At 34.8% G+C, this 12,760-nt stretch carries 15 protein-coding genes; 1 reads left to right on the forward strand and 14 read right to left on the reverse strand.

What is annotated here, in order from left to right; translation table 11 throughout:
- Positions 1–319 precede the first annotated feature (319 nt).
- A complete protein-coding gene (locus HPY74_04730) occupies positions 320–634 on the reverse strand; it encodes a hypothetical protein (GenBank protein ID NSW89983.1) in 315 nt (104 codons plus the stop codon).
- Between the two features lie 277 nt (positions 635–911).
- On the opposite strand from HPY74_04730, the gene HPY74_04735 reads away from it, so the two are divergent.
- Positions 912–1,190: a hypothetical protein gene (locus tag HPY74_04735; protein ID NSW89984.1), complete on the forward strand. Its 279-nt coding sequence runs from the start codon at positions 912–914 to the stop codon at positions 1,188–1,190.
- A gap of 90 nt (positions 1,191–1,280) precedes the next feature.
- Here the strand turns inward: HPY74_04735 and HPY74_04740 are convergent, their stop codons facing one another.
- From HPY74_04740 to HPY74_04800, 13 genes are all read right to left on the reverse strand, one after another.
- Positions 1,281–1,646, reverse strand: coding sequence for a DUF2294 domain-containing protein (locus HPY74_04740; GenBank protein ID NSW89985.1), 366 nt, complete (start codon positions 1,644–1,646; stop codon positions 1,281–1,283).
- 188 nt (positions 1,647–1,834) lie between these two features.
- Entirely contained in the window at positions 1,835–2,161 is a 327-nt protein-coding gene (locus HPY74_04745) for a hypothetical protein (protein ID NSW89986.1), read from the reverse strand.
- A 14-nt stretch (positions 2,162–2,175) separates the two neighbouring features.
- A complete protein-coding gene (locus HPY74_04750) occupies positions 2,176–4,053 on the reverse strand; it encodes a DUF4914 family protein (protein ID NSW89987.1) in 1,878 nt (625 codons plus the stop codon).
- Positions 4,054–4,066: 13 nt separating this feature from the next.
- Positions 4,067–4,549, reverse strand: coding sequence for a hypothetical protein (locus tag HPY74_04755; GenBank protein ID NSW89988.1), 483 nt, complete (start codon positions 4,547–4,549; stop codon positions 4,067–4,069).
- Between the two features lie 366 nt (positions 4,550–4,915).
- The gene (locus HPY74_04760; GenBank protein ID NSW89989.1) at positions 4,916–5,278 is read right to left on the reverse strand and encodes a DUF2294 domain-containing protein; all 363 of its coding nucleotides are present in this window, start codon (positions 5,276–5,278) and stop codon (positions 4,916–4,918) included.
- 271 nt (positions 5,279–5,549) lie between these two features.
- Positions 5,550–5,897: an aspartate 1-decarboxylase gene (locus HPY74_04765; GenBank protein ID NSW89990.1), complete on the reverse strand. Its 348-nt coding sequence runs from the start codon at positions 5,895–5,897 to the stop codon at positions 5,550–5,552.
- A 4-nt stretch (positions 5,898–5,901) separates the two neighbouring features.
- Positions 5,902–6,747 carry a pantoate--beta-alanine ligase gene (locus tag HPY74_04770; GenBank protein ID NSW89991.1) on the reverse strand — a complete coding sequence of 282 codons (846 nt, stop codon included), beginning with the start codon at positions 6,745–6,747 and terminating at the stop codon, positions 5,902–5,904.
- A gap of 88 nt (positions 6,748–6,835) precedes the next feature.
- Positions 6,836–7,669, reverse strand: coding sequence for a 3-methyl-2-oxobutanoate hydroxymethyltransferase (gene panB, locus HPY74_04775; protein ID NSW89992.1), 834 nt, complete (start codon positions 7,667–7,669; stop codon positions 6,836–6,838).
- Between the two features lie 288 nt (positions 7,670–7,957).
- Positions 7,958–8,914, reverse strand: coding sequence for a protein translocase subunit SecF (gene secF, locus HPY74_04780; protein ID NSW89993.1), 957 nt, complete (start codon positions 8,912–8,914; stop codon positions 7,958–7,960).
- Between the two features lie 12 nt (positions 8,915–8,926).
- Positions 8,927–10,213 (reverse strand): protein translocase subunit SecD, encoded by a 1,287-nt coding sequence (secD, locus tag HPY74_04785; GenBank protein NSW89994.1) that lies wholly within the window; start codon positions 10,211–10,213, stop codon positions 8,927–8,929.
- Positions 10,214–10,311: 98 nt separating this feature from the next.
- The gene (gene scfB / locus HPY74_04790) at positions 10,312–11,664 is read right to left on the reverse strand and encodes a thioether cross-link-forming SCIFF peptide maturase (GenBank protein ID NSW89995.1); all 1,353 of its coding nucleotides are present in this window, start codon (positions 11,662–11,664) and stop codon (positions 10,312–10,314) included.
- A gap of 100 nt (positions 11,665–11,764) precedes the next feature.
- On the reverse strand, positions 11,765–11,905 hold the full coding sequence (scfA, locus tag HPY74_04795) for a six-cysteine peptide SCIFF (protein ID NSW89996.1): 141 nt from the start codon (positions 11,903–11,905) through the stop codon (positions 11,765–11,767).
- 117 nt (positions 11,906–12,022) lie between these two features.
- Positions 12,023–12,463 carry a TIGR04086 family membrane protein gene (locus HPY74_04800; protein NSW89997.1) on the reverse strand — a complete coding sequence of 147 codons (441 nt, stop codon included), beginning with the start codon at positions 12,461–12,463 and terminating at the stop codon, positions 12,023–12,025.
- Positions 12,464–12,760 lie beyond the last annotated feature (297 nt).

A 12,760-nucleotide genomic window follows, 5' to 3' on the forward strand; every position in this document is an offset into this window, starting at 1 on the left:
TCATCTTATAACTTTACTCATCTCCTTATTAATTTATATATTATTTTTTCGACATAATTTATTAATTATCCTCCTTTTTTCAACAAATAATCTAAAAATAATTCCAAAATAAAACTCATCCCTTTTTATACATAGGTGATGAGAGGAGTGACGTTTTATAAAATATATTCTACATAACAAGCTAAATCTCCTTCATTTATATAAAATAATTTTATTGATATTTTTTTCGTATTTTTACATTTTTATACTATATAAATAAAAAGCACACTTGTTAAGATTCCTAAACATAACAGGTGTGCTTTTCCCTTTTAATTGATAATTATAGCCCTATAATATTATCTAATACATAAGGAAGTTCTATGGGTGTGACAGTATTTTCTGCAAGTACATCAATAATGTTTACTGCAGTGTCCTTACAGTGGGTTATATTTTTAAATGATTTACTTTCCACAGGCTCATTCTTAAATACCTTTACTACTTCAACTCCATAACCTATAATTGGTCCAAATTCATAAGTATTTTCATAATCTTCACATTCCAGTAAATAATACTCCAAACTTATTGGACCCTTAAAATCTGGTAAATAATCTTTCATTGAAACATTCATCCTTTTTTTAAAATACTTGTTTACCATTAGTTTTATCCCCCTTTGTCATTAGTATTTTATTTATGGTTATTTAAAGCATAAGTATATTATAGAGAAAAGCCACAGCGTTTAAAGTAAAAATCTGTTGCCCGTTTTAACAATTTTCCTGCATTATTAGGCATAATATACAACTATCTGCGTATATAACCTATCGTCCGACAATATGATTTATTCATGGAAAACTTTTCTTGTTGATGAATACATGACTTTATGTTAACATAAAAGAACAATTATATTTTTCTTTTCTTTAGGAAGGGTGTATTAATTGGGTATCAAAACAGCTATAAATAAAAATATTAAAAAAATTGTTACAGAATTAAGTAAACTAAATAATCATACTAAAACAGCAATTAAGTGGGGGATCAATATTTTCCTTGTGTTTTTTGCCCTTGGTACTCTACTTGTTGTCCTTAACCGTATAGTCTTTAATTACGGCTCATACATCGAATTTATTGCAACCTCAATAATAAAAGCCAGCTTTACAATACTGGCAGAAATTATTATTGGCAGTCTGTTGGTAGATTATGTTTTTAATAAATCATAATTATAAAACCTTAATTAATTACATGTTGAATTTTTTTATTTGCGAAATGCAGGATATTTCTATGTTAATTATATGTTAACTTTGTTCAAATTACTTATTCCGCAGTTTCTCCTCCAAGTTTTCATCAACAGTAATTACAATAATTTTTTCACCAGTTTTTGTACTTACATCTGAATGTGTACTTACAATGTTTACATCAACAACCTGTTTAATGAGGCTTTCCAGATGCTCTCGAGCGCTTTCAAACAAGGTGTTCCTTACTTTTTTCACAAGCTCTATGCCCTGACTGTTTTCAGCCAGTTTCTGTTCAGACTGACTGAGAAAGCCTTTAAGACGAATAACAATCAAATCTTGTATAATGATTGTCCTGATTTGTTTGGGTCCGCGTCCCATGTATTCAATTTCGAATTTACTCACTGCTTCGCTGATTTTTGCTTCAATCTGTCCTTTTGTCATATATACTCTCCTTTCCAAATTGAAACCTGTATCCCTGCTTTTGATAATATACCTGGTGCCTTTATATTTGGAACTACATAGTTGCATCCTCTCATGAGGTTTTCATTTCATAAATCCTTTGCACTACCTGCCTTATAAAACATATGTAGATAAAAACGTGATGACAGTAACAATTATCAGACCTACTGTTATATAAGGGATTTACCGGAGGGATATACACTATATCCCTTCACCTCCAGATCAATCAACATATCAGCGTCTATATGCTCAAACTCATAAGTTATGACATCACACTCTCCAGCAAGCTTTTTAATGGCGCTCCTATCCATAAATGAAGCTGTTATTTGCTCATCCGCTACCTGACCGGCTGGTGAGGATGGGGTCGGGTCAAGTATTGTTACATGATACCCCATCCTTTTGGCTTCAACAGTTATCATTTTGCCAAGCTGCCCACCGCCTATGATTCCAATTCTTGCTGGAGGCTGCAACACCTTGTGTTTTTTTTCCTCTGCCATTTCTATCACCCTGTTTAAAACTTCATTGGTATAAATTTTAAATATTCCTCAACCGTGCCATTGCATATACAGCATTCAATTATTTGCTTGCCCAGCGGGTCAAGCTCGGGAGTAACAAACTTTGCCAGCTGTTTTTTAAAGAAATTGGTTAGTAGTTTTGCTCCTGCATCAAACCCTTCGTTGCCAACCTCCGGCTGCTTATCAACCTCCAATAAATCCTTTGGCAGAAATGTTCCATCCACTTTTATGCTACTTAATGCATATCCTAGAAGAGAACACCTTGATTCAACCAATTGCTGCTGACTGAACTTTGCACTGCCACGGCGGGCAAGGTATTCCCTTGCAATCCACTGGGGCATGAAACCAACCTTGTAAGCTCCTATGTGTTGGTTCGGTACTAATATATACCTTGTGTTTGATGTATCTACTATCTGTTTTAGCAAGAGATTTGCCTGGTCTACCATCTTGCCTGTGGCAAAAGGCCAGTAAGAACCGACACCTTCACTGGTCATCCCTTCGGTGTCCGTAATACTAGGATTGTCATGCCCCCGTGGTGCTACTAATCTCCACAGCCATGCAAGAGCTGGGGGAAGTATATGAAACAGCCCAATTATGCCATAAGTGGGTTTTTCTTTAGTACAGGGAGGTGTACGTATACCAAAGCTTCTAACATCAATTTCAACAGGTTCATCAACAATGTTCGGAATAAACCTTCTCGGCATTATTACCCTTGGATTTGGACATGGCTTTCCCGGAGCATCCATGGTATGCTCCCAGAGCAGGCATGTTGAACCCGGTACAGCATCATAATTCAAAAAAATCAAAGGCTCCACTGGATGGATGCACATACTTTCAAGATATGGGTCTGTTCCGTATTTCTTTATATGGTCTGTTCTTAAAAACCATCCGTTTTCTGCGTCTTTTACAACCAGCTTCCTGCTACCGTTCTGCAGCTTCGGATGGCATAAAGCCATGTCATCAGTTACAGGCCTTAGTTCGCATGTTTCTTTAAGTTCAAGGTATATTTTTTCTGAAGTTACAAGGTTTTTACCGATGAGTATTCTTCCGTCAAGTTCCCTGTGGAGTTGCTCATTCATCTCGCTTTTACCACCGCCACTTGCTCCTTCATGCATTATTGTTATAACGTTTTCATAAGGAGTAATCACCATAACGGTTGAACCGTGTGCGGTTACCCATCCTTCATCCTCGCCAATTTTCAAGAGCACCCCATATACACCCTTTTTTGCACTTGGACCAGGGTATAGGTTGTATGAAAACAGCTCATATACGTCATCAAGCCTGTTGTGTACAACCATTTGCTTTCCTTTGAAATGAGTGTGTCTGAAAGTCGGAGCAAGGTATATGATTGCTTTTGGTTTAAAGCCTTCCTCCAGCTTGCTGCCAGGTATGAAACCCTGCAAATCGGCAAGTCCCCCTGCAAAAAAGCCTGCATTGTCCGGGGCGACAAGAAGAACGGGATAGCCAAGTTCTTCTCCTCCCGCCATAAACGGCATGAGTATAAGGTTTTGTTCAGATAGCCATTCAAAGGTCATTTTTCTGAGAGAGGCAAATTCACTGCCATACCTGTCCCTGTAGCGTTGCTTGTCAGATTTTCCATTGTCTGCAATAACCATGCAGTCAGGGTCACGTCTTCTTATATAAGGGTCGGTGTAATTAATGACAGCACCGTTTTTGCATCTTGCAACTGTAGCTTCAACGACACGTCCTTTTCCGGGCACAGCGTAAGCAACCTCAAAAAAGTTATTGTCATTTCCGCCCAGCGCAAGGTCAAGAAGTTCACTGCGGCTTTCAGGAACCGTAATCTTCATACCCTTGGCCAATATTGTTTTCAATTCATCAGGTAAAATCATTTTATTTAAAACATTCTCCATTGCATACCACATCCTATTCTGCTCTTTTATACGATTCAAGATTTTCTATAATTCTGCTGTAAGTATCCATTACAATATTCATTAGGTGCTGGTTGGTTTTTATTTGCAGTACAGTCCTTTTTTCTTCATTTAGATTATGCTCATCAATAAGATACGGCTTATACTCGGATAAGCAATAGTTGTAAAAAAGTCCTAAAAACCGGGTAAAATAGCTTTTAAATTCATAACTGTCAAGGGTCTTGCTGTGAAACTTAAAGTTGCAATTATAAATATCCATCAGCAGATAAGGAATTCTCCAGACATCAACATATCCTTCATCATTGAAATACTTGTTCAGAAATAAATCGAACTGGGCATCTTCCTTGGAAATTATGTTACAAAACCTTTCCATCAGGATATAAAAATTCTTGCTTTGAATTAAATCCTTGCCAGTATCGCAAATTTTCTTTTCATCAGAAAGTAAACTGTTAGAAAAACAAACCTTGCTGCTTAGCATAATCCAAAACTCCTTTCAAATTTTAATTGATATAAAAGCTTACACTCAGCAAATCCAAACTAAACTGAAAACACCTCCCAACTCTTCGTGCATAAAGGATTACGCTGCGACTGGTTTCTCTTCATCTGTAGTACAATAATACTTCAAATTAAAAAATCCAATATCCATCGGCACATTAAAAGCCAACAAATATTGGATTACACTACGTCTGGTTTTTCAACCCTTCGCTTGGTCTTCCAAATTTAAATTTTTACGTTTTAATATAACAAAAGCCAATATCTACATCCCCTACGAGAAAGTAAACATTGGCTTACGCTCCGACTGGTTATTTATAACCTTTCGGTTGGTCTTCCAATTTGAACTATTCTATTTGTTAAATCTATCTTCAAGATTCTCACCAACAGTTATTACTATGATTTTTTCACCAGTTTTAGTACTGACATCAGAGTGAGTACTTATAATATCTACATCTACAACTTCTTTAATGAGAGCCTCTAAATAACTTCTGCCAATTTCAAAAAGTGTTACCCTGACCTTCTTTAACAATTCAACTCCTTGACTGTTCTCTGCCAATTTTTGTTCTGACTGGCTTAGAAAGCCCTTGAGTCTAATCACTATTAGGTCTTGAATAATCAATGTCCGTATTTGCTTTGGCCCTCTGCCCATAAATTCAATCTCAAACTTACTCACCGCTTCGCTTATTTTTGCCTCAGCTTGTCCCTTAGTCATAATACCATCCTTCTCACTTGCTCATTAAAAACTATAACATACAACAACATAAAAATCAATTGCATTTTTCAAAATCAATTAATTTAATACTGAAAAATTGCCATTATCGTTTTGTTTGTTATTAAATATTAAAAGCATCATCATTAATTATTTTTCTCAAAAATGGACAACACAAAATAGGCATACGCTTATGCACACCTTTAAAAACCATCATATTAAAACAAATTAAATATCTATTTTAGTTTTAATATTAGATAGAATCCTTCGTACCTTAAATTATTTTATTTTTTTCATCTACAAAAATAACGTTGGGTTTGAAATCTTGTGCCTCCTTTATATCAAAAAGTCCATAAGAAATAATGATTACAATGTCGCCAGGCTGGACAAGTCTAGCAGCTGCCCCATTAATACATATTATTCCACTTTTTCTTTCTCCTGGTATTACATATGTCTCAAACCTATTCCCATTATTTACGTTTAATACCTGGACTTTTTCATTTTCTAGAAGCCCTGCTGCATCCATTAAATCCCTATCAATAGTTATACTGCCCATATAATTTATATTTGCTTCAGTGACAACAGCACGGTGAATTTTTGATTTCATAAGAGTTATGAACATAGCTCTACACCTCCACAATAATATTATCAATTAGTCTTGTATTTCCAATTTTAACTGCTAATGCAATAAGTACTTTACCCTTGATTTCACTTATTTTTTCCAGTGTATCTGCATTAACTGCTTCAATATAATCAATATTGGCCAATTTCTCGCTGCTTATTATACTATATATTCTTTCCAATATTTTTTCTGCATTCCTCTCCCCACTTTTAACCATATCTTCAGCCTCAAAAAGAGATTTGGATAAAATTAATGCGGCTTTTCTTTCTTCTATTGAAAGATAGATGTTTCTTGAACTCATGGCAAGCCCGTCCGCTTCTCTAACAATCGGACATGGAACTACCTCCAGGTTCATGTTTAGGTCTTCTACCATCTTTTTTATAACAATATACTGCTGTGCGTCTTTAAGTCCAAAGTATGCTCTATCAGGCTGTATAATATTAAATAGTTTTGCTACAACTGTTGTGACTCCCCTAAAGTGTCCTGGTCGGGATTTGCCGCATAAAACCTCAGTTATATTTTCAACATTGACATAAGTTTTATACCCTTGGGGATACATTTCTTCTACATCAGGTGCAAAGATTAAATCAGCCCCTGCATCTTCTGCAAGAGAAACATCTCTTTTCAAATCTCTGGGATATTTGTCATAATCTTCATTTGGCCCAAATTGAGTAGGGTTAACAAAAATACTTACGATTATAATGTCATCTTTACTTGAAGATGTCCTTATTAATGAAAGATGTCCTTCATGCAGGAAACCCATTGTAGGTACAAGTCCTATAGTTTTGCCAAATGTCTTTTCCTGTTTTATAATGTCTTTCATTTCTTTTATACTTTTAATTATTTTCACAATTTATCTCCTCCCAGTTGTTCATACATTTTTTATACTTATTTTATCTTTAATTATATCGATATACCAAAAGCAAACTTGGTTAACTCTACTTTAATGACTCAATTATATGATCATCTATTGTAAAAGAATTTGCTTCTGTGGGAAATATTCCATCTTTTACTTCATAAATATATTTCTTTACAGTATCCTCAAGCATATTTGCAAAATCAATATATTTTTTAGAATGTCTAGGAGAAAAATCTCTAAACATCCCAATTATATCCGGTGTTACCAAAACCTGGCCATCACATCCCTTGCCCGAACCTATACCAATTGTAGGAATATCAAGCCTGTCAGTTATTAATGCTGCAAGTTTATACGGTACACATTCGAGGACGATGGAAAATACACCTGCTTCTTGAAGTATAAGGGCATCCTCAAGAATTTTTTGTGCTGTTTCCATAGTTTTCCCTTGGGCTTTGTGACCTCCAAAAATATTAATAGATTGAGGCGTATAACCTAAATGTCCCATAACAGGTATACCTGCACTTATAATTGCTTTTATGTCTTCAACTACTTCTCTTCCTCCTTCAAGCTTTACCGCCCTGCAACCCCCTTCACTCACAAGCCTTCCGGCATTTTTTACACTTTCATGTATACCTACATGATATGAGAGAAAAGGCATATCTCCTATAACCATGGCTCTTTTTGCAGCCCGGGAAACAGCTTTTATATGATGTACCATATCATCCATGGTTACTTTTGTTGTATCTTCATATCCAAGTACAACCATTCCCAAAGAATCACCTACCAATATGGAGTCTATCCCTGCATCCTCTATTATCTTTGCCGTAGGATAGTCATATGCGGTAAGCATTGTTATTTTTCTCCCGTTCAATTTTGCTTTTTTGAAATCAGCAACCGTAAATTTCTCTTTCACTTAAATTACCTCCTCCTGTAAATTAAATTAGCCAATCCTGGACAGGAAATCCCGGACAGGATTGGCTAATTTAATATAATTTAAAGTATTTATCACCTATAATTTATGCTACCCAAATGATAATAATACGCAAATATCAATTCCTTAATTCTGACTGTTAAGTAATTAATTAACCCATATCCTGTCTCTGTCCTCATTAAAAGGATCAAAGCAGTTTTAAGTTTTAAGTTTAAGTCTTAAACCAGTTCAATTATTAATTTTACAATGCAATTGTTTGATTGCCTAAAATTATCTGGCTTTCGCTTTCACTTGCTTTGCTACAATTCTTTCTTTTGATTCCTTTTGTTTCCACATCATCCATAATGTTGGCGCAATAAACAATGAAGAGTAAGTTCCGGCTATAAGCCCAATTATTAAAGGAAAAGCAAATTCCTTAACAGACTGTATATTGTTTAATGCCGCAAATATATAAACAATAAATATCGCTATAATTGTTGTAACAGATGTATTTATTGTCCTTCTAAGAGTTTGTATTATGCTTTTGTTTACAAGTTCATCTACAGGCACTTTTCTCATCTTGTTACTATTTTCTCTTATACGGTCATATATAATTATTGTATTATTCAATGAATATCCCAGTATGGTAAGCACAGCCGCAATAAATGATTCATTTAAAGGTATTTGGAAAATTGTATAAGCGGAAAGCATTATAAATGCATCATGTATCAAGGCTATCAGCGCTGTTAAAGCTGCAGGTAGTCCTGATATAGTACTAAATCTCCACCATATATAGAGAATAATTAATACAGAAGCTACCAATATGGCTTTTATTCCTTTTTGTTTTATTTCATCTGCAATAAAAGGCTGAACATTCTGCATTTGGTAAATTCTTTTAGCATTATAGTCTTTTGATAACATGTCAATTATACTATTCACTTCAGCATCGCTTAAAGTATCGCTTCCTGGTACTTTTAGCATCAGAATATTAATCTTTTCATCTTCATTTTGAGGATTATATGCCTGAATTTTTTGAGAAGATACCTTTTTATTCAGCATTTCTGTTAATATAACACCAATTTTATTTACATCAAAATTGCTGTCGTTCATTTCTATCTGTATAATAGTACCTCCCTGGAACTGGATATCATAATTCAATCCATTTATTATAAGTCCGATAATTCCTGCAAGAATTATAATAATTGGTAGTACAAAAAACCACTTTCTTTTGCTCATTAAATCAATCATTATTACACCTCCTTATATGCCAAACGTCTTAGGACTTCTGGTAAATTTTGCACCGGTTATTGATTTTAACATGATTCTTGTAGCAGTAACCCCCGTAAGGAAGCTTAATGCTACACCCATCCCAAGTGTTATTGCAAATCCTCTAATTGGGCCGGAACCAAGCCAATATAGTATGGCAGCTGTCAATACCGTAGTAACATTGGAGTCCAGGATAGCTGTAAATGCTCTCCTGAAACCGTCATCAACCGCTGCACCTACAGTTTTTCCATTTCTTATCTCCTCTTTAATTCTTTCAAATATAACAACATTAGCATCAACACCCATTCCAATGGAAAGAATAATACCAGCTATACCCGGTAAAGTAAGTGTTATGCCCATTGCAGAAAGAATAAGCAATGTAATCACAATAAGCCCTGTAAGGGCAATGTCTGCAATAAGTCCTGCTAATCTATAGTATACAATCATAAAAAGAGCTACAAGAATTAAAGCAACTATACCTGCCCTTATTGTAACTTTAAGAGCTCCTTCACCAAGAATGGGGCTTATTAAGTTAATCTCTTTTGCAACCATTCTGAAGGGAAGAGCACCTGCTCTTATTGTATCAGCTAATTCTCCAGCTTCTTTTGCGGTTCTCTGTCCTGTAATTATTGCATTTCCGTCTGTTATTACATTATTAACAGTAGGTGCTACTATTAGCACATCGTCCATAAATATCGCAATTTTCTTTTGCAATAATCTTTCAGTAGCTTCAGCAAATTTCTCTGCACCTTCCTTATTTAATTCCAAAGTGACTACAACCTCGCCAGTATCTGGGTTTGTTCCTACACCGGCGTTTTTTACGTCCTTACCTTCAATTATTATTTTACCTGTAGGAAGGTATCTGCCATTTTCATCCACCTTTTCTTCATCAACTTCCTGAAATGTAAGAAGTGCTGTTTTTCCAATCTCATCAACTGTCTTTTGAGGATTAAAATCCTCTTCTCCAGGTGCAAAAGGTATTTCAACAATTATTCTTCCATTTTCTTTTTCGACAGTTACATTTTTATCAAAAATACCCTTACTCTCAAGTCTTGTCTCTATAATCCTCCTGGCAGAGTTTAAATCTGCTTCACTTGGTTTTTGACCTTCAGGAATATCAGGGTAAAGAGTCGTATATATACCACCTTTTATATCAATTCCTAACCTGGTGTCCTTAATACCAGGTATGCCTATTGCATTACCTCCATCAAAAGCTAAATATATCAGAAGGCAGATCATTACTATAACAAACAAAAAACCGAGCCAGTTGTTTTGTTTCATGTCAAAAAATTCCCCCTTTAATCATTTTCATATGTGGATATTATATATCTATGGTAATAATGAGTCAATACTTATAAGCTTCATTATTACATGGAATATCATAGCAATTGTGTCTTAATCCAAAGAGCGCATTCTACTCTTTTTCTCTCTAGTTCACAACCAATTCCATATGGGCGATCAATACTATTATTGAAGTGGTATGCATTAGCTGCACAACCTCCGCCACAATAAAATTTTGCCCAACACTTTTTGCATTCATTTTTGTTTAAAATATTTGAGTTCATAAACATATCAACTATATCATGGTTTAAAACACCATCATAAATATTTCCCATCTTAAACTCTTCTAAGCCAACAAACTGATGGCAGGGATAAATATAGCCTTCAGGGGTCACTGCAATATACTCAAATCCGGAGCCACATCCCTTAAACCTTTTTTCAATACAAGGGCTGTGTTCTAAATCAATCATAAAATGAAAAAAATTAAATCCTCTCCCTTCTTTCCTTCTCTTTACATATTCAAAAGCCAGTTTTTCATACTCTTTCTTGATATCAGGCAGGTCTTCTTCCCTAATTTCATAACCTGAACCATCCGGAGCAACTACCGGTTCAATAGATATCTGTTTAAATCCTTCATCTGCAAGATGTAATACATCCTCTGAAAAATCCAGATTTTCTCTTGTAAAAGTCCCACGTACATAATAATTGTTTTGTTCCCTTAACTCTGCAACCTTTTTTATTTTTTCTAAAATATGTCTATATGTGCCTGAGCCATCCATTCTTACTCTCATTCTGTCATTAACTGATTCTCTCCCGTCCAGGCTCATAACTATATTCACAAAGTTTTCGTTAATATATTTAATATTTTCCTCATTAAGAAGTAATGCATTGGTTGTAACTGTAAACCTGATATTTTTACCGTGTTGTTTTTCTTTATTCCTTGCATAAGAAACAATATCTTTTATAGTCTGGAAATTCATCAAAGGTTCTCCGCCAAAAAAGTCCACTTCCAAATTTCTCCTGTTCCCGGAATTTTTAATAAGGAAATCAATTGCCTTTTTTCCTGTTTCACTGCTCATTAACTTTCTTCCTGAACCAAAGTCTCCTTTTGATGCAAAACAATATTTACAACGCATGTTGCAGTCATGGGAAACATGAAGGCACATAGCTTTTAAAACGCTTTTTCTGTTATTGATCCCATTAATATCCATATTAATATATATATCCTCGGAAAACAACAAACCGTTATCTTTTAATTGCTTAATTTCTTCAATAGCTTCATACACCTGGCTCGTCCCATATTTGCCACCTAATATCTCAATTATTTCCCTTTCAGAATAATCCTTAATATAGTCCAATACTTCAAAAGCAACAGGATCAAATACATGGACAGCCCCGTTGTTAATATCCAATACAATGTTTGTTCCATAAAGGGTAAATTTATGCAGCATAATTTTAATTCTCCAACCATCCCCAAATTTTGAGAAAATTTAAGGAGGTTTCAAGAACCTCCATCTGTAAAGTTTTAACGCTTAGAAAATACCTTCAATGCTAATTCTTTTCACACCTCTGATTCCCTACAGTACATGATGTTTTGCATGCAGACTGGCAGGATGTCTGACATTCACCACAACCTCCGTTTTTAATCGTATTCTTCAGAGTAGAAGTGTTTATTGTTTTTATATGTTTCATTGTATAATCCCCCTTGCAAATATTTTCATAAGTTTCATAAGTAACCCTGTATATTATAGCACAGTTATTTTGGATTGAAAAGTATAAGACCTACAAGCCCTACAAGTCGGGGCGCATTTATTTGCGTTTCCATTTCCTCGACTTTGACCTTGTCCCAAAATTTACCCCTAAAATTCCACCAATTGCTCCAGCTAATACTCCTATTAGAACCATTGTTAAAACATACCTATCTACAAGAAAATTCCTAAATACAAAGCTACTTAAAAAATATAATATTAACATATAAAATAATCCAACAAAACCTCCATTAAGCCAGCCCCTGCTTTTTAAGCTTTTTGCTGATGCTGATCCGGCAAAGAGTATACTCGCTATTGTAGTGACCATAACTGCAGAAGAGATGTATTTTTCAGGGAAATTTGTATAAGTTAATATCAGTGCAAAAGCAATAAAGAAAGGAATTGTTATTATATAAGCAAAAATAACTCCTTTCAATAAAGCAAAAAGACTTAAATTCTTTACATTCGGACTCTTTACATTTTGAGATGTCTGTCTAACCATACCTGTACCCCCAACAGATTATAATTATTAATCCTACTATAATCTATTTAAGTACAGGCGATATTAGAACAACTAAAAGTAACTCTTTCGGGCGCATTTTCAAATTTTGAAGAAAATGCTGGAAGTAACATTGCGGAAAGTCTTATAGAGCCTGTTAATCCGACGAGGGGTAAGCAAATCAACTGTATGAGCAAAATAATTACATTGAAATATTATTAAATTCCATTCAAATTATTTTGCGAGTTTGATTTGCCCCGAAGTGAATTTACAGGCTCTTAAGACTTGGAGCATTTAGTT

This window comes from Bacillota bacterium (assembly GCA_013314855.1).
GTDB lineage: Bacteria > Bacillota > Clostridia > Acetivibrionales > DUMC01 > Ch48.

Excerpts from the sequence above, each read along its gene's own strand:
- scfB (NSW89995.1), bottom strand. The coding sequence starts at position 11,664 with ATGCTGCATAAATTTACCCTTTATGGAACAAACATTGTATTGGATATT.
- HPY74_04740 (NSW89985.1), bottom strand. The coding sequence starts at position 1,646 with ATGACAAAAGGACAGATTGAAGCAAAAATCAGCGAAGCAGTGAGTAAA.
- HPY74_04750 (NSW89987.1), bottom strand. The coding sequence starts at position 4,053 with ATGGAGAATGTTTTAAATAAAATGATTTTACCTGATGAATTGAAAACA.
- HPY74_04745 (NSW89986.1), bottom strand. The coding sequence starts at position 2,161 with ATGGCAGAGGAAAAAAAACACAAGGTGTTGCAGCCTCCAGCAAGAATT.
- HPY74_04765 (NSW89990.1), bottom strand. The coding sequence starts at position 5,897 with ATGTTCATAACTCTTATGAAATCAAAAATTCACCGTGCTGTTGTCACT.
- HPY74_04800 (NSW89997.1), bottom strand. The coding sequence starts at position 12,463 with ATGGTTAGACAGACATCTCAAAATGTAAAGAGTCCGAATGTAAAGAAT.
- HPY74_04755 (NSW89988.1), bottom strand. The coding sequence starts at position 4,549 with ATGCTAAGCAGCAAGGTTTGTTTTTCTAACAGTTTACTTTCTGATGAA.
- secD (NSW89994.1), bottom strand. The coding sequence starts at position 10,213 with ATGAAACAAAACAACTGGCTCGGTTTTTTGTTTGTTATAGTAATGATC.
- HPY74_04760 (NSW89989.1), bottom strand. The coding sequence starts at position 5,278 with ATGACTAAGGGACAAGCTGAGGCAAAAATAAGCGAAGCGGTGAGTAAG.
- scfA (NSW89996.1), bottom strand. The coding sequence starts at position 11,905 with ATGAAACATATAAAAACAATAAACACTTCTACTCTGAAGAATACGATT.
- HPY74_04730 (NSW89983.1), bottom strand. The coding sequence starts at position 634 with ATGGTAAACAAGTATTTTAAAAAAAGGATGAATGTTTCAATGAAAGAT.
- secF (NSW89993.1), bottom strand. The coding sequence starts at position 8,914 with ATGATTGATTTAATGAGCAAAAGAAAGTGGTTTTTTGTACTACCAATT.